20 protein-coding genes are annotated in these 21,218 nt (G+C 71.3%); 14 read left to right on the forward strand and 6 right to left on the reverse strand.

Going from position 1 to position 21,218, the window contains the following annotated elements; translation table 11 throughout:
- Window positions 1–5: 5 nt before the first annotated feature.
- Window positions 6–1,055, reverse strand: a complete 1,050-nt coding sequence (locus GUI43_RS10955; RefSeq protein WP_112698731.1) for a DNA polymerase ligase N-terminal domain-containing protein — start codon at window positions 1,053–1,055, stop codon at window positions 6–8.
- 94 nt (window positions 1,056–1,149) lie between these two features.
- Between GUI43_RS10955 and GUI43_RS10960 the strand changes: the two genes are divergently transcribed.
- The 3 genes from GUI43_RS10960 (at window position 1,150) to GUI43_RS10965 (ending at window position 3,182) form a co-directional block, all read left to right on the forward strand.
- Entirely contained in the window at window positions 1,150–1,938 is a 789-nt protein-coding gene (locus GUI43_RS10960) for an aldo/keto reductase (protein ID WP_112601796.1), read from the forward strand.
- Between the two features lie 126 nt (window positions 1,939–2,064).
- Window positions 2,065–2,217: a hypothetical protein gene (locus tag GUI43_RS33830; RefSeq protein ID WP_170158707.1), complete on the forward strand. Its 153-nt coding sequence runs from the start codon at window positions 2,065–2,067 to the stop codon at window positions 2,215–2,217.
- Complete coding sequence (locus tag GUI43_RS10965) at window positions 2,217–3,182, forward strand: golvesin C-terminal-like domain-containing protein (protein WP_112582243.1); 966 nt, start codon at window positions 2,217–2,219, stop codon at window positions 3,180–3,182. Before GUI43_RS33830 ends, GUI43_RS10965 begins: the two co-directional genes overlap by 1 nt.
- 162 nt (window positions 3,183–3,344) lie before the next feature.
- Here GUI43_RS10965 and GUI43_RS10970 read toward each other — a convergent pair whose 3' ends face one another.
- Window positions 3,345–4,469 carry a glycoside hydrolase family 12 protein gene (locus tag GUI43_RS10970; RefSeq protein WP_112582241.1) on the reverse strand — a complete coding sequence of 375 codons (1,125 nt, stop codon included), beginning with the start codon at window positions 4,467–4,469 and terminating at the stop codon, window positions 3,345–3,347.
- A gap of 299 nt (window positions 4,470–4,768) precedes the next feature.
- Between GUI43_RS10970 and GUI43_RS10975 the strand changes: the two genes are divergently transcribed.
- Window positions 4,769–5,875, forward strand: a complete 1,107-nt coding sequence (locus GUI43_RS10975) for an FAD-dependent monooxygenase (protein WP_112582240.1) — start codon at window positions 4,769–4,771, stop codon at window positions 5,873–5,875.
- Between the two features lie 130 nt (window positions 5,876–6,005).
- On the forward strand, window positions 6,006–7,766 hold the full coding sequence (ctaD, locus tag GUI43_RS10980; RefSeq protein ID WP_091393593.1) for an aa3-type cytochrome oxidase subunit I: 1,761 nt from the start codon (window positions 6,006–6,008) through the stop codon (window positions 7,764–7,766).
- Between the two features lie 380 nt (window positions 7,767–8,146).
- On the opposite strand, the gene GUI43_RS10985 is transcribed toward ctaD, so the two are convergent.
- From GUI43_RS10985 to GUI43_RS11000, 4 genes are read right to left on the reverse strand one after another with little or no spacing between them, the layout of a single operon-like run.
- Complete coding sequence (locus tag GUI43_RS10985) at window positions 8,147–9,394, reverse strand: MFS transporter (protein WP_112698732.1); 1,248 nt, start codon at window positions 9,392–9,394, stop codon at window positions 8,147–8,149.
- A 40-nt stretch (window positions 9,395–9,434) separates the two neighbouring features.
- A complete protein-coding gene (locus GUI43_RS10990) occupies window positions 9,435–10,016 on the reverse strand; it encodes an isochorismatase family protein (protein WP_112601792.1) in 582 nt (193 codons plus the stop codon).
- Between the two features lie 50 nt (window positions 10,017–10,066).
- A complete protein-coding gene (locus GUI43_RS10995; RefSeq protein ID WP_112582235.1) occupies window positions 10,067–11,353 on the reverse strand; it encodes a nicotinate phosphoribosyltransferase in 1,287 nt (428 codons plus the stop codon).
- Window positions 11,354–11,369: 16 nt separating this feature from the next.
- A complete protein-coding gene (locus GUI43_RS11000) occupies window positions 11,370–14,048 on the reverse strand; it encodes a LuxR C-terminal-related transcriptional regulator (RefSeq protein WP_112698733.1) in 2,679 nt (892 codons plus the stop codon).
- A gap of 195 nt (window positions 14,049–14,243) precedes the next feature.
- Between GUI43_RS11000 and GUI43_RS11005 the strand changes: the two genes are divergently transcribed.
- From GUI43_RS11005 to rdgB, 9 genes are all read left to right on the forward strand, one after another.
- The gene (locus GUI43_RS11005; protein ID WP_112582232.1) at window positions 14,244–15,794 is read left to right on the forward strand and encodes a P-loop NTPase family protein; all 1,551 of its coding nucleotides are present in this window, start codon (window positions 14,244–14,246) and stop codon (window positions 15,792–15,794) included.
- Between the two features lie 148 nt (window positions 15,795–15,942).
- The gene (clpS, locus tag GUI43_RS11010) at window positions 15,943–16,233 is read left to right on the forward strand and encodes an ATP-dependent Clp protease adapter ClpS (RefSeq protein ID WP_088946433.1); all 291 of its coding nucleotides are present in this window, start codon (window positions 15,943–15,945) and stop codon (window positions 16,231–16,233) included.
- The gene (locus GUI43_RS11015) at window positions 16,230–16,730 is read left to right on the forward strand and encodes a DUF2017 domain-containing protein (RefSeq protein ID WP_091393575.1); all 501 of its coding nucleotides are present in this window, start codon (window positions 16,230–16,232) and stop codon (window positions 16,728–16,730) included. Before clpS ends, GUI43_RS11015 begins: the two co-directional genes overlap by 4 nt.
- Before the next feature lie 52 nt (window positions 16,731–16,782).
- Entirely contained in the window at window positions 16,783–17,271 is a 489-nt protein-coding gene (locus tag GUI43_RS11020) for a M67 family metallopeptidase (RefSeq protein WP_030487200.1), read from the forward strand.
- 65 nt (window positions 17,272–17,336) lie between these two features.
- Window positions 17,337–17,708, forward strand: coding sequence for a MoaD/ThiS family protein (locus tag GUI43_RS11025; RefSeq protein ID WP_112698734.1), 372 nt, complete (start codon window positions 17,337–17,339; stop codon window positions 17,706–17,708).
- A gap of 11 nt (window positions 17,709–17,719) precedes the next feature.
- Window positions 17,720–18,685, forward strand: coding sequence for a PLP-dependent cysteine synthase family protein (locus GUI43_RS11030; RefSeq protein ID WP_112582229.1), 966 nt, complete (start codon window positions 17,720–17,722; stop codon window positions 18,683–18,685).
- A 223-nt stretch (window positions 18,686–18,908) separates the two neighbouring features.
- On the forward strand, window positions 18,909–19,652 hold the full coding sequence (locus GUI43_RS11035; RefSeq protein WP_030331266.1) for an MBL fold metallo-hydrolase: 744 nt from the start codon (window positions 18,909–18,911) through the stop codon (window positions 19,650–19,652).
- Window positions 19,653–19,772: 120 nt separating this feature from the next.
- Window positions 19,773–20,498: a ribonuclease PH gene (gene rph, locus GUI43_RS11040; protein ID WP_091393564.1), complete on the forward strand. Its 726-nt coding sequence runs from the start codon at window positions 19,773–19,775 to the stop codon at window positions 20,496–20,498.
- A 49-nt stretch (window positions 20,499–20,547) separates the two neighbouring features.
- Window positions 20,548–21,165 (forward strand): RdgB/HAM1 family non-canonical purine NTP pyrophosphatase, encoded by a 618-nt coding sequence (gene rdgB, locus GUI43_RS11045; RefSeq protein WP_091393561.1) that lies wholly within the window; start codon window positions 20,548–20,550, stop codon window positions 21,163–21,165.
- Window positions 21,166–21,218 lie beyond the last annotated feature (53 nt).

Below are 21,218 nucleotides of genomic sequence, written 5' to 3' on the forward strand. Positions count from 1 at the left end.
CGCCGTCACGTCGCGTCGATGCTCAGCCAGTGCCGGCTGCGCCGCCCCGGCTGGTAGACCGAGTCCAGTCGCTTGGCGACCACGCCCGGCAGGCCCTGTTCCCGCCCGGCACGCAGGGCCTCGTCGCCCGCGCCCGGGAACCACGGCGGAGTCTGCCAGTGCGTACCGGACAAGACCAGCCCATCGAGCAGCTCCCGGCGTTGCGCGTACGGCACGTCGACGCTGCTCACGCCCTCCAACCAGAGCAGGTCGACGATCAGGTACTGGGCGCCGGCGGGGACCCGGCTGCCGGTGGCCGGCCGGACCGGGCGGACCCGCCCGGCACCGTCGATGCGGACCAGCACACCGTCGAGCACCGCCTCGGTGGGCGCGAGCGCCTCGGCCATCGCGCGCAGCCACGGATACCCGCCGGTGATCTCCTCGTCGGTCTCGGAGAGCAGCCGCAGCCGCCCGCCGGAGACGTACGCCATCGCCCGGACGCCGTCCCAGCGCAGCTCGTACCCCCAGGCGGCGCGGTCGCGGGGGAGCCCGGCGGCGGGCGTGCTGTGCATCGGTCGGACCAGATCCGGCATCGCTGTCCAGCCCGGCGGCGCGGGGTCGGTGCGGCGGACCATCCAGTCGCGCCCGCCGGTGGCGAAGAGGACGTAGCGGCCGGCGGTCCGCTCACCGGAGAGCGTCACGATCACCTCGTCGTCGCGCCACTTCTCGCAGCGGTAGGTGCCCCGGTCGTGGATCAGCATCCGGCCGCCGCCGTACTCGCCGGCGGGGATCTCGCCGGCGAAGTCGAGGTACTCCATCGGGTGGTCCTCGGTGTGCACGGCGAGATGGTTGCGACCCGGATCGCGGGGAAGACCGCGTGGCACCGCCCAGGACGCGAGCACCCCATCGCGCTCCAGGCGCAGGTCCCAGTGCAGGCTGCGGGCGTGGTGCTGCTGGATGACGAAGCGGGCGGCGGCGGCGTCGGGGCCCGCCGACGGAGGGCTCTCCGGCGGAACCGGCTCGGGCGTGCGGGCCGCGTCCCGCCGTCGCCGGTACTCCTCCAGCCGGTCGGTCACACAGGCATTCTCCGGCAAACCGGACCGGTGCGCTGGACGCCGGAGTGTCCGGTTCGCTCGGCGGTCGGGGGCGCGGCGGGGTAGAACGGACCTCATGGACCACACCGACCAGCCCACCGCCCTGCTCCCCGGTGACGTGCGGATGCCCCTGCTCGGCTTCGGCACCTGGCAGGCCACCGGCCAGGCCGGTTACGACGCCGTGCTGGCCGCGCTCGACACCGGTTACCGGCACCTCGACACCGCCACCGTGTACGGCAACGAGCGGGAGGTCGGTCGGGCGGTGCGGGAGAGCGGACTGCGCCGGGAGGATCTCTTCATCACCACCAAGCTCCCGCCGGACCGGGTGGGCCGGGAGCGCGCGACGCTGGAGGCCAGCCTGGAGGCGCTCGGGGTCGAGCACGTCGACCTGTGGCTGATCCACTGGCCGCCGTCGTCGCCGGGGGACAGCATCCCGCTCTGGCGCGAGCTGCTCGCCGCCCGGGACGAGAACCTCGCCCGCGCGGTCGGGGTGAGCAACTACAGCACCGCCGAGATCGACGAGCTGATCCAGTCCACCGAGGAGAACCCGGCGGTCAACCAGATCCGGTGGAGCCCGTCGCTGTACGACCGGCAGCGGCACGCCGAGCACCGGGACCGGGGCGTGGTGCTGGAGGGGTACAGCCCGTTCAAGACCAGCGATCTCAGTGACCCGGTGCTGACCAGGATCGCCGCCGCGCACGGCGTCTCCCCGGCGCAGGTGGTGCTGCGGTGGCACATCGACCACGAGATCGTGGTGATCCCGAAGTCGGTGACCCCGGAGCGGATCACCGCCAACTTCGACGTCTTCCACTTCTCGCTCACGGCGGAGGAGATGCGCGACATCGACGCGCTCGGCGAGGTCTGAATCGGCGGTTTCCTTCAGCCGGCGACCCAGCAATGAAGGGTATCGACATCGACGCACATGACGGTATAGCGTCCCCGTCATCACGTTCGTCGATCCGTTCGTACCTGCCGTCGCTGGAGGATCGCCATGGCCCGAACCCCGTCCATCCGTCTGCGCCGCCGTGGGGTGCTCGGCATCCCCGCCCTGCTGGTCGCCGCGCTGACCGTCGTCGCCCGACCCGCCGCCGCGAACGCCGCGCCGAAGGCCGAGTGCCTCGCCGACCTGCTTCAGGACGCCTGATGGCGACGATTCCCTGGCTGGTGGACGTGCTGCGCGCCGCCGGGGTCCAGGTCGTGGTCGAGGGGGACTGGCTCAACCGGATGCGGCCCGGCTCGTTCGACCCGATCGGGGTGCTCTGGCACCACACCGCCTCGACCTCCAGCGCCAGCAACCCGCACCCGGCGCTCGGCATCTGCATCAACGGCCGGTCCGACCTGCCGGGGCCGCTGTGCCAGGCGCTCGTCGACTACAACGGCGTCTTCCACGTCATCTCCGCCGGCCGGTGCAACCACGCCGGGGTCAGCGGCGGCAGCGGACCGATCCCGGCCGGGGACGGCAACACCCTGATGATCGGGTGGGAGATCGACTACAACGGCGTCAACCAGGAGATGACCGCCGCGCAGTACAACGCGTCGCTCGCCGCCACCGCCGCCGTGCTCACCCGGCTCGGCCGGGACAGCAGCTACGCCCGGGGCCACCGGGAGACCAGCACCACCGGCAAGATCGACCCGTCCTTCATCGACCTGAACGTCATGCGCGCCGACGTGGCGGCGAGAATGGCCGGCGGCGGCACAGCCTGGTCCTCCACCGTGGACAACACCACCAGCGGTCGGTTCACCGCCAGCGCCAACTGGGGTGTGTCGTCGTACTCCAGTCAGCGCTACGGCGCCGACTACCGCTACGCGGACCCGGTCGCCGCCAGCGATGTCGCGTGGTACCGGTTCAACGTCCCGGCCACCGCCAACTACCGGGTCGAGGCCTGGTGGCCGGCGAACTCGGGCTACAACAGCGCCGCCCCGTACATCGTCGCCACCAGCACCGGCAACCAGACCGTCCGGGTCGACCAACGGGCCACCGGCGGGCAGTGGCGAATCCTCGGCACGTTCACACTCCCGGCCGGTGACGCCAACCGGGTCGGCGTGAGCCGGTGGAGCAACGCCACCGGCCTGGTCGTCGCCGACGCCGTACGCCTCACCCGCGTCTGACCTTGACGGCACCCGCCGCGGCTTGACGCGCCCGGCCCGGCTTGATCGACTCGACTTCCCGGAAGTCGGGGTGTCCCACGTGCGAGGACGCCCCGACTTCAAGGAACCCGAGTGGATCTCCTGAGTGGGGGCGCGGCCGCTTGGTCGCGCCCCCACGACAGTTCAGGAGCGGGAGCAGGTTGCCCCGTTGAGCGAGAAGCTGGTCGGCGACGAGTACGACCCGCTCAGCGTCCCCTGGTAGCCGAAGCTGGCAGTGCCCCCGGGTGCGACCGACCCGTTGTGGCCGGTGTTGCGGGCGGTCACCGTCGACCCGCTCTGGCTCACAGTGGCATTCCAGGCGTTGGTCACCTGCTGCCCGCCGGGCAGGCTGTAGGTGAGCGTCCAACCGTTGATCGCGCTGGACCCGGTGTTGGTGATCTGCACGTCGGCCGTGAAGCCGTTGTTCCACGAGTTCGCCGTGTACTTCACCGCGCAGCCCGCGCCACCGCCCGGCGGCGGGGTCGTCGGAGGTGGGTTGGTGGGGTTGCCGCCACCGTTGACGTTGGCCGAGAACGAGGTCACCGCGAGGCCGACGCCGCCCTGCCACGGCTCGAAGCCGGCCTGGATGCTGGTCAGGTACCAGGAGTTGGTGATCGCGCCCCGGTTGCGGGTGTCGTTGATGAAGTCCAGCACGCTGAAGTTCAGGCTGGAGATCGCCGACGACGCGACGTAGGAGATGACGTTGTTGGAGCCGTTGCTGCCCCGCCAGACCTCCCAGGTGCGGCCGGCCAGGTTCGTGGTGCCGACGACCGAGCCGATGGGCTGGATCGGGCCCTGCCGGTTGAGCCAGATCATGATCTCCATCTGGTTCACCCCGTCCCGCTTGGGCGATGGGTCCAGCCAGATGTCGTACGACGCGTTGTAGGTGGCGCCGCTGACGTAGCGGTAGGAGATGCTGCTGGTGGCGCTGCTGATCTGGCTCACCTGGATCGGCAGGTTCGTGCCGGGGGAGCAGTTGGTGTAGTGACAACCGAAGAACACCGACGGGTACGCCGTGGGCGCCCCGTTGGTGGGGCTGCTGCCGTTCAGGGTGGTGATCTCGAAGCCGTTGCTGGTGGCGTTGATGCACTGCTGGGCGGTGGTGCCCCAGCGGTTGTTCTGCACCACGTAGCGGCCCTGGATGACTGTCGAGCCGTACTGTTCGCAGATCTGGGTGTCGGCGGAGGCGCTGCCGCCGAGGGCTACTGCCACCAGGGAACTGGCGACCAGCAACCCGGCGGCGGCCAGGGCCCGAAGTTGACGTTTCATGACACTCCTTGACTCGGCGCGTGCCGGGCGCCGGATGTGGTGGGGCAGTGCGGGAGCGCTCCCACGCTCAACGACACATTTACATGTCTGAAACTGGTGCGCAACCGTACGGGTCGAACTGGTGAATTGTGAGGATTGCCATGTCCCGCCGGACGGCTGGCGGCGGACGGCCAGCCAAGCGGCGCGGGTCACCGACGGGCGGCGGGGTGCGGACCGATTGGGCCTGGTGTGCGTCGATCGCTCCGAGTAGCGTGTTGCCTCCAACGCGTGCCGCTCCCCCTCCGGAGGCGTACACCACCATGGGTGGCTCCCCCCTACGCATCCTCGTCGTCGGCGCGGGCATCGCCGGCCTGGCCGTGGCCCGGGCGCTGCGCCTGGCAGGCTTCCGGCCCGACGTCACCGACAAGTTGCCGCCGGGGGAGTCCACCGAGACCGGTCTCTACCTGCCCGGCAACGCCGCCCGCGCGCTGCACCGGCTCGACCTGCACGACCCGGTCCGGCCGATCGGGCAGGTGATCCGCCGGCAGCGGTTCTTCGACGCCGCGGGCGCGCAACTCTGCGAGGTCGACCTCGACGCACTCTGGACCGGCGTCGGCGAGTGCCGGGCGCTGCCCCGGGCCGACCTGCACCGGGTGCTGCTCAGTGGTGCCGGAGGCGCCGTCCGGCACGGCGCCGAGGTCCGCACCCTGGACCTCCTTCCGGGCGCGGTCGGCGTCACCTTCACCGACGGCACCACCACGGAGTACGACCTGGTCATCGGCGCCGACGGGCCACGCTCCTCGGTCCGCGCGCTGGCCGCGCTCGGTGGGCCACCACGCCCGGTCGGGCAGGTGGTCTACCGGGCCGTCCTGCGCGACGGTCCACCGGTCACCGAGTGGACCGCACTGCTCGGCCAGCGCTCCGGGTTCCTGATGGTGCCGATCGGCGCCGGGCGGCTGCACCTCTACGCCGACGAGGCCGGCACCGAGGAACCCGCCGACCCGCTGGCCCGGCTGCGGGATCTCTTCGCCGACTACCGCGGCCCGGTACCCGAGGTGCTGGCAGCCCTCGACGAGGTGCACGTCGGGATCACCGACGAGGTGGAGTTGGGCCGCTGGTACCGGGGGCGCGTCCTGCTGGTCGGCGACGCGGCGCACGCCACCGCGCCGACCCTGTCGCAGGGTGCGGCCATGGCCCTGGAGGACGCCGTGGTGCTGGCCGAGTCGCTGCGCGCCGCCAACAGCGTGGAGGCGGCGCTCGTGGCGTACGAAAGTCGTCGCCGTCCGCGTACCCGATGGGTGCGGGACCGGACCCGGGACCGCAACCGGACCAGGGACGTGCCGCCGGCGCTGCGCGACCCGCTGCTGCGCGGACGCGGCGACCGGATCTTCGGGGAGCACTACCGGCTCCTGCTCGGCCCGCTGTAGGCCCGTAGTAGATCGTGTCACGCCACCCCACGCGGCGCTGCGACCTGCCGGGGACTATCCTCCTTGCGGATGACGGCCCGCCGATAACCAGCGTGTGCCGAGCGGGACAACCGAGAACCGGAGGCCACTCGTGACCACCGTCGCACCCAAGCCGGTCGTGACCCGGCCCTGGCCGGTCCGGGAGCCGGTCAAGGGGTCGGCCATCGCGCGGCTGCTGCGAACCACGGACGCGAAGCAAATCGGGATCATGTACATGGTCACCGCGTTCGTGTTCTTCATGATCGGTGGCCTGATGGCCCTGGTCATGCGTGCTGAGCTGGCCCGACCCGGGCTGCAGTTCCTGTCGCCTGAGCAGTACAACCAGCTCTTCACGATGCACGGCACGATCATGTTGCTGTTCTTCGCGACGCCGATCGTGTTCGCGTTCGCGAACTACATCGTGCCGATCCAGATCGGCGCGCCTGACGTCTCCTTCCCCCGACTGAACAGCTTCGCCTACTGGCTGTACCTGTTCGGCGGGACGATGGCGACCGCCGGATTCATCACCCCGGGTGGCGCCGCTGACTTCGGCTGGTTCGCGTACGCGCCGCTGAGCAGCGTCGAGCACTCGCCGGGCGTCGGCGCCAACATGTGGATCATGGGTCTGGCCATCTCCGGCCTGGGCACCATCCTCGGCGCCGTGAACATGATCACCACGGTGCTGACCCTGCGCGCGCCCGGCATGACCATGTTCCGGATGCCGATCTTCACGTGGAACATCCTGGTCACCAGCCTCCTGGTGATCCTGGTCTTCCCGCTGCTGGCCGCCGCGCTCTTCGCGCTCGCCGCGGACCGCATCCTCGGCGCGCACGTGTACGACCCGGCAACCGGTGGGCCGATGCTCTGGCAGCACCTGTTCTGGTTCTTCGGGCACCCCGAGGTCTACATCGTGGCGTTGCCGTTCTTCGGCATCATCAGCGAGGTCATCCCGGTCTTCTCCCGCAAGCCGATCTTCGGCTACAAGGGTCTGGTCGCCGCGACCGTCGCGATCGCCGCGCTCTCCATGAGCGTCTGGGCGCACCACATGTTCGCCACCGGCCAGGTGCTGCTGCCGTTCTTCAGCTTCCTGAGCTACCTGATCGCCGTGCCGACCGGTATGAAGTTCTTCAACTGGATCGGCACCATGTGGCGGGGCCAGATCAGCTTCGAGACGCCCATGCTCTGGGCGGTCGGCTTCCTGGTCACCTTCCTCTTCGGTGGTCTCACCGGTGTGCTGCTGGCCAGCCCGCCGATCGACTTCCACGTGTCGGACTCGTACTTCGTGGTGGCGCACTTCCACTACGTGCTCTTCGGCACCATCGTGTTCGCGGTCTTCGCGGGCATCTACTTCTGGTTCCCGAAGATGTTCGGCCGGATGCTCGACGAGCGCCTGGGCAAGGTGCACTTCTGGCTCACCATGATCGGTTTCCACACCACGTTCCTGGTGCAGCACTGGCTCGGCAACGAGGGCATGCCCCGTCGGTACGCCGACTACCTGCCCAGCGACGGCTTCACCACGCTGAACACGATCTCCACGATCGGCGCGTTCATCACCGGTATCTCCACGCTGCCGTTCATCTACAACTGTTGGAAGTCGTACAAGACCGGCCCGGTGGTCGAGGTGAACGACCCCTGGGGTCACGGCAACTCGCTGGAGTGGGCGACCAGCAGCCCGCCGCCGCTGCGCAACTTCGACCGGATGCCCCGGATCCGCTCCGAGCGGCCGGCGTTCGACGCGAAGTTCCCGGAGTTGGCGGCCGGTGGCCAGAGCCTGGCCGGCCCGCCGGAGGGTGGCGCCAAGCCGCTCACCAGCGAGTCGGACGGCGGAGCCAGCTACCGCGAGGACACCGCGAGCGACGCCGACCGGCACTGACGCTCAAGCTCAGCAGTACGACGGGCGCCGCCCCCGGGACACCGGGAGCGGCGCCCGTCGCCATCTGGGTCCGCTTGGCTCCGTCTGGTCCGGCGGGCCCGCGTCGCACCTGCGTCGCACCTGCGTGGCCGGATCTCCAGGTGACGGTAGTGCTGATGAGCGATATACCTGTGAGTCATAAATATGCCTCACAGGTATATCTGCCGTGAGCATGTGTGCCGTCTGTCGGGCGGTCGAGGTGGATCGCCTACCAGCGTGGGCGCTGCGTCGGTCCGCCAGAGCAGCACGCAGGCCGTTTCGACGCTCCACGGCCGCGTTGGACAGCGCAGCGAGGGACCGGTTGGGGACGCCGAGCTTCAGCTTCGCTGACGCCGGGGTCGTCAGTGGGCGGCGGAGGTGAGATCGGCCTCGGCGGGCGGCGGGGTGGCCGCTTCGGCGATGCGGCGGCGGCGCAGCTCGATCGGGAGCACCACCAGGGTGACCAGCGCGCCGAGCGCACCGGTTACCACGAAGCCCCAGAGTGGCGCGCTGGCGTCGATCACCGCGCCGGCGAGCGGGGCGCCGACCGCGATGCCGACGGTGACCGCGGAACCGTGCAGACCCATCGCCTCACCGCGTACCTCGGCCGGAACCAGGCGGCTGACCGCGTCCGAGCCGGCCGCGATGGTCGGCGCGCACAGCGCGCCGGCGGGGATCAGCGCCAGGCACAGCAGCCACCAGTGCGCACCGCCCAGCCCCACCGGAATGGTGCACAGGGCCAGCGCGGCGGTCAGTACCAGCGGGGAGAACGAGCGGTGCACTGCCCCGTACGCGAAACCGCCGGCCAGCGAGGCGACCGCCCAGATGGCCAGGACCGCGCCGGTCCACCCGACCTCGCCGCTGGCCCGCAGAACGGCGACCACCGCCACGTCGGTGCCGCCGAGCACCAGGGTCGCCGCGGCGCTGAGTGCCAGGACGGCGAGCAGTCGGGGGGTCAGCCACTCCCGGCGCGGCACCCGGCGTTGGGGGCCGGTGGGCTCGGTGGCCTCCCGGATCGGTGGGTTGACCACCCACAGGGCGATCCCGGCGGCGACGATGCCGCCACCGACCAGATACATGGTGGTCTGCGCGGAGATCGCGGTGACCAGGGCCACCGCCAGCGCCGGGCCGATCATGAAGGACAGCTCCACCGACATCGAGTCCAGTGCGTAGGCCGGGCGGCGTTGCTCCTCCGGGACCAGCGCGGCGATCGACTGACGGACCACGGAGAAGATGGGCAGGGCCAGCGAGCCGGCCACGAAGGCGGCCGGCAGGAGCACGGGGTACGCCAGCGTCGGCGCGGTGGACCAGAAGATCGCCTCAGCGATGGCGGTGAGCACCAGGACCGGGCGCAGTCCACGCCGGTCCACGAGTCGGCCGAGCAGCGGCCCGCCGATCGCCGCGCCCACGGTGACCGCCGCACCCACCAGGCCGGCAGCCCCGTAGCCCCGATCGAGGTCGAGCACCACGTGGAAGGTCAGCGTCACCCCGGTCGCGGTGAGCGGGATGCGGGCGAGGACGGCGACCACCAGCAGCGACCGCAGGCCGGGCAGAGCGAGCGCCCGCCGGTAAGGCTTCATGTTCACGTGGGTCCGTACCTCCGGCGACATCCTCGACCGGCGGCGGCCCGTTGGCCAACCAATTAGCGCCTCATGCGGCCCTGATCACAGGCTGGCCGTGCATGATCACCCCGGCGCCTTCCATCGCGCGCAGGGCCACGTCGGTGGTCGCCGGGGCGACGGCGGCGGTCAACTCCAGCAGCACGGTGGTGGCGAAACCCTCCCGGGCGGCGTCCAGCGCGGTCGCCCGGACGCAGTGGTCCGTGGCGATGCCGACCACGTCGACCCGGTCCACGTCGCGCCGGCGCAGCCAGTCGGCCAGGCACTCGCCGTCGTCGGCATGCCCCTCGAAACCGGAGTACGCCGCCGCGTGCTCGCCCTTGTGGAAGATCGCCTCGACCCGGGCGGTGTCCAGTTCCGGGTGGAACTCCGAACCGGTGGTGCCTACCACACAGTGCCGGGGCCAGGACTCCACGAAATCCGGCGGATCGCCGAAGTGGGGGCCCGGGTCGACGTGGTAGTCCTTGGTGGCGACCACGTGCGTCCACCGGTCCGGCTCGGCGGCGAGTAACCGGGAGATGCCGGCGGCCACCCCTGCGCCGCCGGCGACGGCCAGCGAGCCGCCCTCGCAGAAGTCGTTCTGCACATCCACGATGATCAGCGCGTTGGCCATCGGGGGGTTTCCTCTCTCCGCACGGTCGGTCGGTGGCGCTCGGGGATGACTCAGGCAGCGGGTACGACGGTGACCGGCACTGCCGGATCGCCCACAGACAGCTTCAGTCCCTCCCACGGGATGGAGATCAGGCACTCCCGCAGGTGCTCCCGTGACTCGTCGAGGGTGGGCAGCGGCACCGACTCACCGGCGACCACGTACGACTGCTGGAGCAGGCGGTCGTTGGGCTGCCGGTCGGGAACGCCCTGCGGGACGATGACCTCCTCGGTGGCGGTGCCGGTCGGCTTGTGCCGGCGGACCGCGACCTTCCGGCCGCCGATGGTGGCCTTGTGCTCCGAGCGCTTCACCACCGGCCGTCCCTCGACCTCGACCAGTTTGTAGACCAGCCCGGCGGTCGGTGCCCCGGAGCCGGTGACCACGGCCGTGCCGGCGCCGTACATGTCCACCGGTTCGGCGGCCAGCGCGGCGATCGCGTACTCGTCCAGGTCACCGGAAACGATGATCTTGGTCTCGGTGGCGCCCAGCGAGTCGAGCAACTCCCGGGACTGCTGAGCGATCACCGCGAGGTCGCCGGAGTCGATCCGTACCGCCCGCAGGTCCGGCCCGGCCACCGAGATGGCGTTGCGGATGCCCTGGCTGATGTCGTACGTGTCGACCAGCAGGGTGGTGTCCTTGCCCAGCGTGGCGACCTGCGAGGCGAACGCCGCCCGCTCGTCGTCGTGCAGCAGGGTGAACGCGTGCGCCGCCGTGCCCGCCGTCGGGATGCCGTAGCGCGCGCCGGCGGCGAGGTTGGACGTGAACCGGAACCCGGCCAGGTACGCGGCCCGCGCCGCGGCCACCGCCGCCTCCTCGTGTGCCCGACGCGACCCCATCTCGATCAGCGTCCGGCCCCGCGCCGCGGTCACCATCCGGGCCGCTGCGGCGGCCACCGCGCAATCGTGGTTGAGCACGGACAGCGCCAGCGTCTCCAGCACCACACATTCGGCGAAGCCGCCGGAGACGGTGAGGATCGGTGAACCGGGGAAGAACAGCTCACCCTCGGCGTACCCGTCGATGTCGCCGGTGAAGCGGTAGTCGGTGAGCCACGCCGCCGCCGTCTCGTCGACCACCCCGGTCCGCAGCAGGAACTCGACCTCGGCGGGGTCGAACCGGAAGTCGCGGATCAGCTCGATCAGCCGGGCCGTCCCGGCGACCACGCCGTACCGGCGGCCGCTGGGCAGCCGGCGGCTGAACACCTCGAAGACACACCGGCGGTCGGCGGTGCCGTCCTTCAGTGCCGCGCTGACCATGGTCAGCTCGTAGTGGTCGGTCAGGAGCGCGGGGCGGTGGTTGCTCACCGCCCCAGCCTAAGGTTCAGCTCGGGTCGCCGCCGTCGTGGCCCGGGATCGAGCGCAACGCCGCCCACAGCTCGGCCCGGCCGGTGACGCCGAGCTTGGCGTAGATCCGCTGGAGGTGGTTCTCCACAGTGCGCGCCGAAAGGTAGAGCCGTTCGGCGATGGCCCGGCTGGGAGCGCCGTGCGCGGCGAGGCGCGCCACCTGCCACTCCCGCTCGGTGAGCACGGGCGCGCCCGCCTGGAGCGCCGGCGTCCGGATCAGGTCACAACGCCCGAGCAACCCGGCGAGGCGCTCCCGGGCGTCGTTGGCGGCAGCCGAGTGCTGCCGGCGCAGCCGCTGGACGGCCTGGGAGGTGGCCTCGGCGGCGTACACGGTCAACTCCAGGGCGGCATAGTCGTCGGCGACCGCGAGCAGATCGGTGGGGGAATCGGTCACCGCGGCGCGGGCGTGTCGGGCCAGCAGCGGCGGGAGCACCCCGTCGACCCGCTCGGAGAGCTCGGCGAGGCGCTGCGCGACGGTGCGCCGACCTCCGTCGGAGCAGGTGGGGCCGACCGCCATGCCCGCCTGGTCGAGTCGGACGAGGTCGTGCAGGACATGCACCTCGTGCCCGGCGAAGCCGTCCGAGCGCAGCCGGTCCACCAGGTCAGCGAGGTGTTTGACAGCGCCCGGCAGGTCGCCCGAGGCGGCGAGCGTCGCGCCCCGGGCCTGCTCCAGCCACGGGTAGAGCACCGCCATGCCCGGCGAGTGGGTGCGGTCGGCTTCGGCCATCGCCGAAACCGCCTGCGCGGCGTCACCGCGCAGCGCCGCCGCCTGGGCGCGTTCGGCCTGAGCCAGACCGGCGTAGACCCGACTCGTGGCCAGCACCGCGCAGGCACCCAGGGAGGTCCGCAGGGCCGCGTCGCTCTGCCCGCGCAGCCGGGCCGCGTACGCCTGGAGGATGGCCAGGTAGCCGGTGCCGAGGCGGAAGTCGCCGGCTCCGGCGAGGTCGGCGAACTCGTCGGCCACGATCGCGTCGATCCCGGCCAGGTCGCCGGTGAGCATGAGCCGGGTGCCTCGGGCCAGCTCCAGGGCCAACTGGAGGTACGGCATGTCGGTGCGCCAGTTCGCCGCGGCCGAGTGCACCTGGGCGATCGCCGTACCGCTGCGGGTCAGCTCGCCCTGCGCGGCCTGGACGTACGCGATGGTGGAACGGGCCAGCTCGCGGGCGGCGACGCCGGCCGCCGGCCGGTCCAGTACCCGTCGGCTGAGCTGCACCGCGGTGGTCGTGTCCAGTCGGTGCAGGCGCATGATCGCCTCGAAGGCGTGCACCCGGGAGCGGTCGGCGGAGTCGCTGAGCTGCTCGACCCGGCTTGCGATCTCCTCCACGGTGGACTCCTGGCTCAGCCCCCAGTAGCTGACCATGCCGCGTACGGTCAGCCAGCGGCAGAGCCGCCGCTCGTCGCCGGGCTCGGGGGTGACCGCGTCGAGGACGTCGATCGCCTCGTCGGGCCGGTCGGCGAACATCAGGATGGTGGCCAGCAGCTCCGCCGCGTCGTAGCCGCCGTCGGCGTTCAGTGCGGCCCGCGCCAGGCGGGTCGCCAGCGGCACGTCGTAGCGGGTGAACGCCTGTACCGCTGCGTCCAGCAGCAGAGCCGGATCCTGTGCGGTGCCCGAGTCGAGTCGCCAGACGGCCACCCGCAACAGGTCGTCGCGTCGGCGTTTGCCGACCTGCTCAAGCAGCTCGGCGAGGTGTGCCTGAAGTCGGCGGGTGCGGCTGACCGGGCAGCGGCGGCGCATCACCTCGCCGTAGAGCGGGTGCGCCAGCCGGACGTTGGTGCGGCGGTCGTGCTGAATGACGGTGATCAGCCCGCGTTCCTCGGCGGTCTCCACGTCCGACTGCTCGGCGGCCTGCCTCAGGAGGTGCAGGCCCAGTGGTTCGCCGAACGCGACCAGCTCGACCACTGCGCGGACGCCGTCGGTGAGCTTGCCGACCCGGGTGTCGATGAGGTCGGTCAGGTTGGGCGCCAGTTCCAGTCGCCCGGTCCACTTCCAGATCCCGTACGTGCGCTTCAACTCGGCGCTGCCGTTGGCGGCGTGCACCAGCTCGCGCAGCAGCAGCGGGTTGCCGGCCGACAGCCGGCCGAGCCGGTCGGCGGAGCCGGCGTCGACCGGGCCGCCCAGGATCGCCGCCAGCAGGTCGGTGGTCTCCTCCTGCGGCATCGGGGTCAGCTCGACGTGCTCGACCAGGTCGTCGGTCCAGAGTGCGCGGATCGGCAGCGGGATCTGCTCGCCGTCGCGCAGGGTGCCGACCACTGTGGCGTTCTCGGCGCGGGCGACCAGGTGCACAAGTGCGGCCGAGGGGGGATCGAGCAGGTGGGCATCGTCGATGGCGAGCACGATCCGCCGGCCGGCCGCCTGCTGTTGCAGCACGTTGAGCGCCCAGCGCAGGATGCCGGCGGGGGAGAGGCCCTGGGGCTGCTCGGCGGGGAGGACCTGGACCAGCCCTCCGAACGGCAGCGCCGCGGTGGTGGCGCTGGCGGCGATGGACCAGATCGCGAACCGGTCGGGGGGCAACGCGCCCACGCCCTCGCGCAGCAGCCGACTCTTGCCGATGCCAGCGCTGCCGCTGAAGAAGAGCCCGCGGCCGGCCTCACCGGTCACCGCCTCCAGCAGGCGGTTGAGCTCACCCGTGCGGCCGACGAACTCCCATCGACTCATTCGCGCAGCATATCGACCGGAATCCGTCCGCGCCCGCACCGTCACGGTGCGAAGTTGAGTATTCGCACAATTACCCGTGAGTATTCGAGGTGTTCCGCCCGGTCGCCAGCCCGCCCGTAGTCTTCGGAACATCCGGGTTGACGCACCGGAATTTTCGCGACCGGACCCACGGTCACCTGCAACGGGAGGCACCTGATGAAGCAGGGCCCTCTCCCCTCGGTCGACTCGCCGGACGACATGACCGGCCCAACCGACCTACCCATCTGCGGCCCTCTCCCCACCCGGGTCGGCGTGTCCGGCGCCGCCCCGGACGAGCCGCTCGGTGTGGTCGCCGTCGGTCCGGCCGGTGCCGAGCGGCGTGCCGTGCTCGCCACCCTGCTCGAGCTCGACCCGGTCATGCTCACCGTGCCGGCGGGCAGCTGGTTGGTGGTGCGCGACGCCAAGGTGCCCACCCGCGCGGCGTTCGTGCCCGGTTACCGCCAGCCGCACTCGTACGGCGCGGACCGGGACGCCGCCGGTCCGGCGTTGGCCCGCCCGCCCCGGCGGGTCGAGCTGAGCGTGCCCCAGCCGCTGCTGCGGCACTTCACCCTGGTCGATGTTCCGGACACCGCCACCCTCGGCGTGTCCGGCACCCGGGTGCTGCTCGAAGCGGCGGGCCGAGCCGGCGCGCTGCTCTTCGTGATCGCCGCCGACCAGGCCTTCACCGCCGCCGAGTTGAACCTGCTCGCCGAAGTCGCCCCAACCTCGGTGGAGGTCGTCTTCGCGGTCACCCCCGGCGCGGCGGGGTGGGCTCCGCTGGCCGACGGCACGGCGACTACGGAGGGCGCGGGGGCGTCCGTCCCGCCGGTCGGGGGCGCGGAGACCGAGGTGGACGCGGTCGCGGTGACGGTGGAGGCACATCGGGCGGCACTCCTGGCCGCGGTGCCGGCGCTGGCCGGCGCGCGGTGGTTCCCGGTCGACGGCGCCGACACCGCCGCCGACCTGCGGCGGGCGCTGGTGGGTTGGGCGTCGCGTGAGGGGTTGCAGCGGGCCAGCGTCGATCCACCGGTCCTGCCGGGCCAGCAGGGCCGCGTCGCCGTGGCCGCCGATCCGGGTGACTGGTCCGAGCGGCTCGACCGCCACACCCGCTCGTGTGCTCAGCGGATCCGCCAGCACCTCGCCCTGGAGTTGGCGAACATCCACCTTCGGGCCGTTCAGGAGATCGTGTTCGGAGTCGGCTGTGCCGGCCTACCGGATCTCCTCGACCGGGAGATGGCGGCGTTGTCGTTGTTGGCCACCGCGCAGTGCGATCAGGCGGTGCGCGGCATCATGACCGACGTCGCGTCCCAGGTGCTCGGCGCGCCGCCGGCCGAAGGCGTGCGCCGCCGGATCGCCGCCGCGGTGCAGTACGGCCTGGCCGATCACCGGCCCGGCCACGAACTGGACAAGGTGTTGTTGATCACCAGCACGGCCGGCGTGGCCGAGTTGACCGGCCTGGAGGCGATCGACGCCGCCGCCAGCTATCCAGTGGCGTCCCGGGACGAGGTGCTCCCGCCCATTGCGGTGGCGCTCTCCGGCGGGTGCTGGCAGCAGTGGCGTACGCCCGGCAACGGCGACCACAGCGCGGCGCGGGCCTGGTCCCAGCGGGCGGTGCGCGAGGTCGAGTTGGGGTTGTCCAGGGAGATCTCCCGACGGTTCGAGGTGATCCGCCTCTCGCTGGGCGTGGTGCTCTCCGATGCAGTCGATCACGGCATTCTGCTCGCCTGACGGCGCGCCCACCGGTTGGTCCGGGTCCGGGCCGGACCCCACCTCCGATGGCGGCCGGGGCGGGTCGGGAGGGCCCGGGGTGGGTGATCCGCGCCGGGCCGGCGTTCCGGTTCCTCGGTTCCGGGAAACCGGTGGCACGATGGGGGGCATGGCGGCTCCGCAGGTTGCACCGGTCGAGACGCCGGACACTGACGAGGTGCCGGCGTCCGACCGGCAGTGGGTGACGATCGTGTGGGACGACCCGGTCAATCTGATGACGTACGTGACCTGGGTCTTCCAGAAGCTTTTCGGCTACAGCCGGGAGAGGGCCGAACAGCTGATGCTGGACGTGCACCACAAGGGTCGTGCCGTGGTCTCCACCGGTGCCCGCGAACGGATGGAGCACGACGCGTCGCAGCTGCACGCGTACGGGCTGTGGGCGACGGTGGACAGATCATGAGCATGTTCCATCGCCAGGCCGGTCACTACGTCGCAGTCTTCGCCGTCGACGAGGTGCGGGTGCTGCGCAAGGTCGCCTCCGAGGTGGTGGGTCTGCTCACCGATGGCTTCGACCACACCGACCCGGTGGTCGGTCGGCTCTTTCCGGCGGTCTACCCACAGGACGCTCCGGGCACCGCCGAGTTTCGCCGCTACACCGAGGGCGACCTGAAGACCGCGAAGATCGATCAGGCGGGGGCGATCCTGGCCGCGTTGCCGGACGACGCCGGTGGCGAGGTGCGGCTGGACGCCGAGGCCGCCGAGGCGTGGTTGCGGGCACTGAACGACGCCCGGCTCGCGATGGGCGTCCGCCTGGAGATCAAGGACGGCACGGATCTGGGCGAGGAGTTGGACGACGCGGTCGCTGAGGACCCGGGTTCCAGCCGGGTGTTCCAGCTTTCGGTCTACGCCTATCTCGGATATCTACAGGAGTCGCTGCTCAACGCCTTGATCGACTAGGGGTGACCGGCACCACTTCGGCCCGTGCCCGGCAGGCGTTAGGCTGGTGCACGTGCTGAGCATCGACCGGTCGATCATTGACGCGATCGTCGCCCACGCGCGCCGGGATCACCCTGACGAGGCGTGCGGCGTGGTCGCCGGTCCCGTCGGCAGCGACACCCCGACCCGGCACATCCCGATGGACAATGCCGCGAGGTCGATGACGTTCTACGAGTTCGACTCGATGGAGCACCTGCGCGTGTGGCGGGAGATGGACGACCGGGACGAGGAGCCCGTCGTCATCTACCACTCGCACACCGCCACCGAGGCGTACCCGTCGCGGACGGATGTCTCCTTCGCCGGTGAGCCGGGGGCGCACTACCTGCTCGTGTCGACCCGTGAGCCCGACTCGGAGGAGATCCGGTCGTTCCGGATCGTCGACGGCGTGGTCACCGAGGAGCCGGTCCGTGTCGTGGAGGCCGGTGTCGACCCGCACGCCGTCCAGTCCTACATGTTCGGGCAGAGCCCGGCGACGGTCGATTACGAGTGTTCCGGCCGCTGACCTGTCAGCGCCGCAGCCGTCTCGTCCCGTCACCGTAGGCACACCCGATCGAGGAGTTCCACATCATGGCTATTGAGGTTCGCATCCCCACCATCCTGCGCAGCTACACCGGCGGCGCCAAGGTCGTCGACGGCACCGGCGACACGCTCGCCGACCTGCTCACCGACCTGGATTCCCGGCACGGCGGTCTGCGCGGCCGGCTGATCACCGACGCGGGCACGCTGCACCGCTTCGTCAACGTCTACGTGAACGACGAGGACGTCCGCTTCCTCGGCGCGCTCGACGCGAAGCTCTCCGACGGCGACAGCGTCACCATCCTGCCTGCGGTGGCCGGCGGCGCGTTCGGCTTCGCCGCCGCAGCGGCGATCAGCTCGCACAGCATCAGCTCGCAGAGTGCCGCCGCCGCGGTGGCCCGCGACGCCGTCGCGGCTCGCTGAGGTCGGCCGCCATGGCGCGGTACGACAGTCTGCTCGACGCCTGCGGGGGTACGCCGCTGGTCGGCCTGCCCCGGCTCTCCCCGACGGTGCCCGACGGGGCCCCTCCGGTGCGGCTCTGGGCCAAGCTGGAGGACCGCAACCCCACCGGCAGCATCAAGGACCGCGCGGCGCTGTTCATGGTCCGGGCGGCGGAGGAGGCTGGCCGGCTCCGCACGGGTGACACCATCCTCGAACCGACGAGTGGCAACACCGGCATTTCCTTGGCCATGGTGGCGAAGCTGCGCGGCTACCGGCTGGTCTGCGTGATGCCGGAGAACGTCTCCACCGAGCGGGTGCAACTGCTCCGGATGTACGGGGCTGAGATCATCTTCTCGCCGGCGGCGGGTGGTTCCAACCAGGCGGTCGCCACGGCGAAGCAGATCGCCGTCGAGCACCCGGACTGGGTGATGCTCTACCAGTACGGCAACGAGGCGAACGCGCGGGCGCACTACGAGACGACCGGGCCGGAGCTGCTGCACGACCTGCCCAGCATCACGCACTTCGTGGCCGGGCTGGGCACCACCGGCACCCTGATGGGCACCGGGCGTTACCTGCGGGAAAAGGTCGAGGGCATTCAGATCGTGGCCGCCGAGCCGCGCTACGGCGAGTTGGTCTACGGCCTGCGCAACATCGACGAGGGGTACGTTCCGGAGCTCTACGACGCTTCGGTGCTCTCCCGGCGGTTCTCGGTCGGCACCCGGGACGCGGTGTTGCGTACCCGCCAGCTCGTGGACGTGGAGGGCATCTTCGCCGGGTTCTCCACCGGTGCGATCCTGCACGCCGCGTTGGCGGTGGCGCACGAGGCGGTGCGCGACGGCCGGCGGGCCGATGTGGCCTTCGTGGTCTGCGACGGCGGGTGGAAGTACCTGTCCACCGGCGCGTACGGCGGCACCCTCGCCGATGCCGAGGACGCCCTGGACGGGCAGCTCTGGGCCTGACCGATCTGGTCTGCCGACTACGGGCCGTCGACATTCGTCGACGGCCCGTGCGCTTCCCGGCGTACCGCGAGCGGGTGTCACGTTCGTGACAACTTCCGTTGGATGATTCTTGCTGTCGGGTACGCCAGCGTAGGCTGCGCAGCGTGGCGTACGCGTCGGTAGAGATCATGGCCGGGACCATCGCCGGCGCGGGTGCTACTGATAGTGACAGCGAGACCACTCGATGCGACTGACCGTTCTGGGAAGCGCCGGCAGTTTCCCTGGCCCCGAGTCGCCCTGCTCGGCCTACCTCGTCGAGGCCGACGGCTTTCGGCTCCTGGTCGACTTCGGCTCGGGGTCGCTGTCAAGCCTCCAGCGGTACGCGGGGCTGCACGCCCCGGACGCCATCCTGCTGACCCACCTGCACTGTGACCACATGTTCGACGCCGTGCTGTACGTGGTGGTGCGGCGGTACGCCCCGGACGGCCCCTACCCGGCGCTGCCGGTGTACGCGCCAGCCGGCGCACCGGACCGGCTCAGCGCCGCGTACGGCGACGACGGTTCGGTGGAGGACGTGTACCAGTTCTACGCGCTCCAGCCGGGCACGTTCCCGATCGGCCCGTTCGCCGTCACCGTCGACCGGGTCAACCACCCCGTCGAGACGTACGGTGTGCGGCTGGAGCACGACGGCCGTTCGCTGTGTTACTCGTCGGACACCGCGCCCTGTGAGGCGCTGCTGCGGCTGGCCCAGAACGCCGACGTGTTCCTCTGCGAGGCCAGTTACCTCGACGGCATGGACAATCCGCCGGATCTGCACCTGACCGGTCGGGAGGCTGGCGAGGCGGCGACCAAGGCCGCGGTGGGTCGGCTGCTGCTCACCCACCTGGTGCCCGCCTGGGGCAGCGAGGCGCACACGTTGGAGTCGGCCGCTTCCGCGTACACCGGGCCGCTCGAGGTGGTCCGGCCCGGCGCCAGCTACGACGTCTGACGCGGCACGCGCGGTTCGCGAGGCCCGGCGGCGGTCGCCGGGTTCGTCGGTGTGCACGGCGCGGACGTTCTCCGGGGCACCCCGAGCGAGGTTGATCGCCGCACCGCATAGGGTGCAGGGATGGCGCGACCTGACGGGCGAGGGCCCTCTCAACTTCGACCGGTGACCCTGACCCGAGGCTGGAGCACCCATCCGGAGGGCTCGGTGCTCGTCGAGTTCGGCGGCACCCGGGTGCTCTGCACGGCGAGCGTCACCGAGGGGGTGCCCCGCTGGCGCAAGGGCTCCGGGCTCGGCTGGGTGACCGCCGAGTACGCGATGCTGCCCCGGGCCACCAACACCCGCTCGGACCGGGAGAGCGTCAAGGGTCGGGTCGGTGGCCGTACCCACGAGATCTCCCGGTTGATCGGCCGTAGTCTGCGGGCCAGCATCGACCTCAAGGCGCTCGGCGAGAACTCGATAGTGCTCGACTGCGACGTGCTCCAGGCCGACGGCGGCACCCGCACCGCCGCGATCACCGGCGCGTACGTCGCCTTGCACGACGCGGTGGGCTGGCTTGCCGCCCGCAAGTCGTTGGCCGGCAAGCCGGAGAAGGTGATGCACCGCTCGGTGGCCGCGGTCAGCGTGGGGGTCATCGCCGGGGAGGCCCGGCTCGACCTCTGCTACGAGGAGGACGTCGCCGCCGAGGTGGACATGAACGTGGTGTGCACCGGCGCGGGCGACTTCGTCGAGGTGCAGGGCACCGGCGAGGCGGGCGTGTTCGCCCGCGACCAGCTCGACGCCCTGCTCGACCTGGCCGTCGCCGGCTGCGCCGAGTTGGCCGAAGCCCAGCGGAAGGCCCTCGCGTGAGCGCGAGGAAGCTTGCGAGCCCCGCAGTCGCGAACAAAGGTGTCTCAGCATGAACAAGGTCCTGCTCGCCACCCGTAACCGCAAGAAGCTGGTCGAGCTACAGCGGATCCTGGACGGCGCGCTCGGCGCGCACCGGATCGCCCTGCTCGGGCTGGACGACGTCGAGCAGTACGCGGAGCTGCCGGAGACCGGCCTGACCTTCGGCGAGAACGCGCTGATCAAGGCGCGGGAGGGCTGCCGGCAGAGCGGGCTGCCGACCATCGCCGACGACTCCGGGCTCGCGGTCGACGCGCTCAACGGCATGCCGGGGGTGTTCAGCGCCCGCTGGTCCGGCCAGCACGGCGACGACCGGGCCAACCTTCAGCTGGTGCTGGACCAGATCGCCGACGTCCCGGACGAGCAGCGGGCCGCCTCGTTCGTCTGCACCGTGGCGTTGGTGCTGCCCGGCGGCAAGGAGCACCTCGTCGACGGCCGGCAGTCCGGGCGGGTGCTGCGCGCGCCGCGCGGTGACGGCGGGTTCGGCTACGACCCGATCTTCCTGGGCGACGGACAGGACCGGACCAACGCCGAGCTGACCCCGGCGGAGAAGGACGCCATCAGTCACCGGGGCAAGGCGCTGCGCGAGCTGGCCAAACTGATCGCCAAGGTGCTGCCGCCCGCCGCCTGACGGGCACGAGGTGCTGCCGCCCGCCGCCTGACCCGCGGCGGACGACAGCGACC

The sequence above is a fragment of the Micromonospora noduli genome (genome assembly GCF_003264365.1).
In the GTDB taxonomy this organism is placed as follows: Bacteria; Actinomycetota; Actinomycetes; order Mycobacteriales; family Micromonosporaceae; genus Micromonospora; species Micromonospora noduli.

Bases quoted from the DNA above. Each gene is read 5' to 3' on its own strand.
- GUI43_RS10970 (WP_112582241.1), bottom strand. From the start codon at position 4,469: ATGAAACGTCAACTTCGGGCCCTGGCCGCCGCCGGGTTGCTGGTCGCC.
- GUI43_RS10960 (WP_112601796.1), top strand. From the start codon at position 1,150: ATGGACCACACCGACCAGCCCACCGCCCTGCTCCCCGGTGACGTGCGG.
- clpS (WP_088946433.1), top strand. From the start codon at position 15,943: ATGGCGGCTCCGCAGGTTGCACCGGTCGAGACGCCGGACACTGACGAG.
- rdgB (WP_091393561.1), top strand. From the start codon at position 20,548: ATGAACAAGGTCCTGCTCGCCACCCGTAACCGCAAGAAGCTGGTCGAG.
- GUI43_RS11030 (WP_112582229.1), top strand. From the start codon at position 17,720: ATGGCGCGGTACGACAGTCTGCTCGACGCCTGCGGGGGTACGCCGCTG.
- GUI43_RS10985 (WP_112698732.1), bottom strand. From the start codon at position 9,394: ATGTCGCCGGAGGTACGGACCCACGTGAACATGAAGCCTTACCGGCGG.
- GUI43_RS33830 (WP_170158707.1), top strand. From the start codon at position 2,065: ATGGCCCGAACCCCGTCCATCCGTCTGCGCCGCCGTGGGGTGCTCGGC.
- GUI43_RS11005 (WP_112582232.1), top strand. From the start codon at position 14,244: ATGAAGCAGGGCCCTCTCCCCTCGGTCGACTCGCCGGACGACATGACC.
- GUI43_RS10975 (WP_112582240.1), top strand. From the start codon at position 4,769: ATGGGTGGCTCCCCCCTACGCATCCTCGTCGTCGGCGCGGGCATCGCC.
- GUI43_RS10990 (WP_112601792.1), bottom strand. From the start codon at position 10,016: ATGGCCAACGCGCTGATCATCGTGGATGTGCAGAACGACTTCTGCGAG.
- GUI43_RS11000 (WP_112698733.1), bottom strand. From the start codon at position 14,048: ATGAGTCGATGGGAGTTCGTCGGCCGCACGGGTGAGCTCAACCGCCTG.
- GUI43_RS11025 (WP_112698734.1), top strand. From the start codon at position 17,337: ATGGCTATTGAGGTTCGCATCCCCACCATCCTGCGCAGCTACACCGGC.
- GUI43_RS10965 (WP_112582243.1), top strand. From the start codon at position 2,217: ATGGCGACGATTCCCTGGCTGGTGGACGTGCTGCGCGCCGCCGGGGTC.
- GUI43_RS11015 (WP_091393575.1), top strand. From the start codon at position 16,230: ATGAGCATGTTCCATCGCCAGGCCGGTCACTACGTCGCAGTCTTCGCC.
- GUI43_RS11035 (WP_030331266.1), top strand. From the start codon at position 18,909: ATGCGACTGACCGTTCTGGGAAGCGCCGGCAGTTTCCCTGGCCCCGAG.
- rph (WP_091393564.1), top strand. From the start codon at position 19,773: ATGGCGCGACCTGACGGGCGAGGGCCCTCTCAACTTCGACCGGTGACC.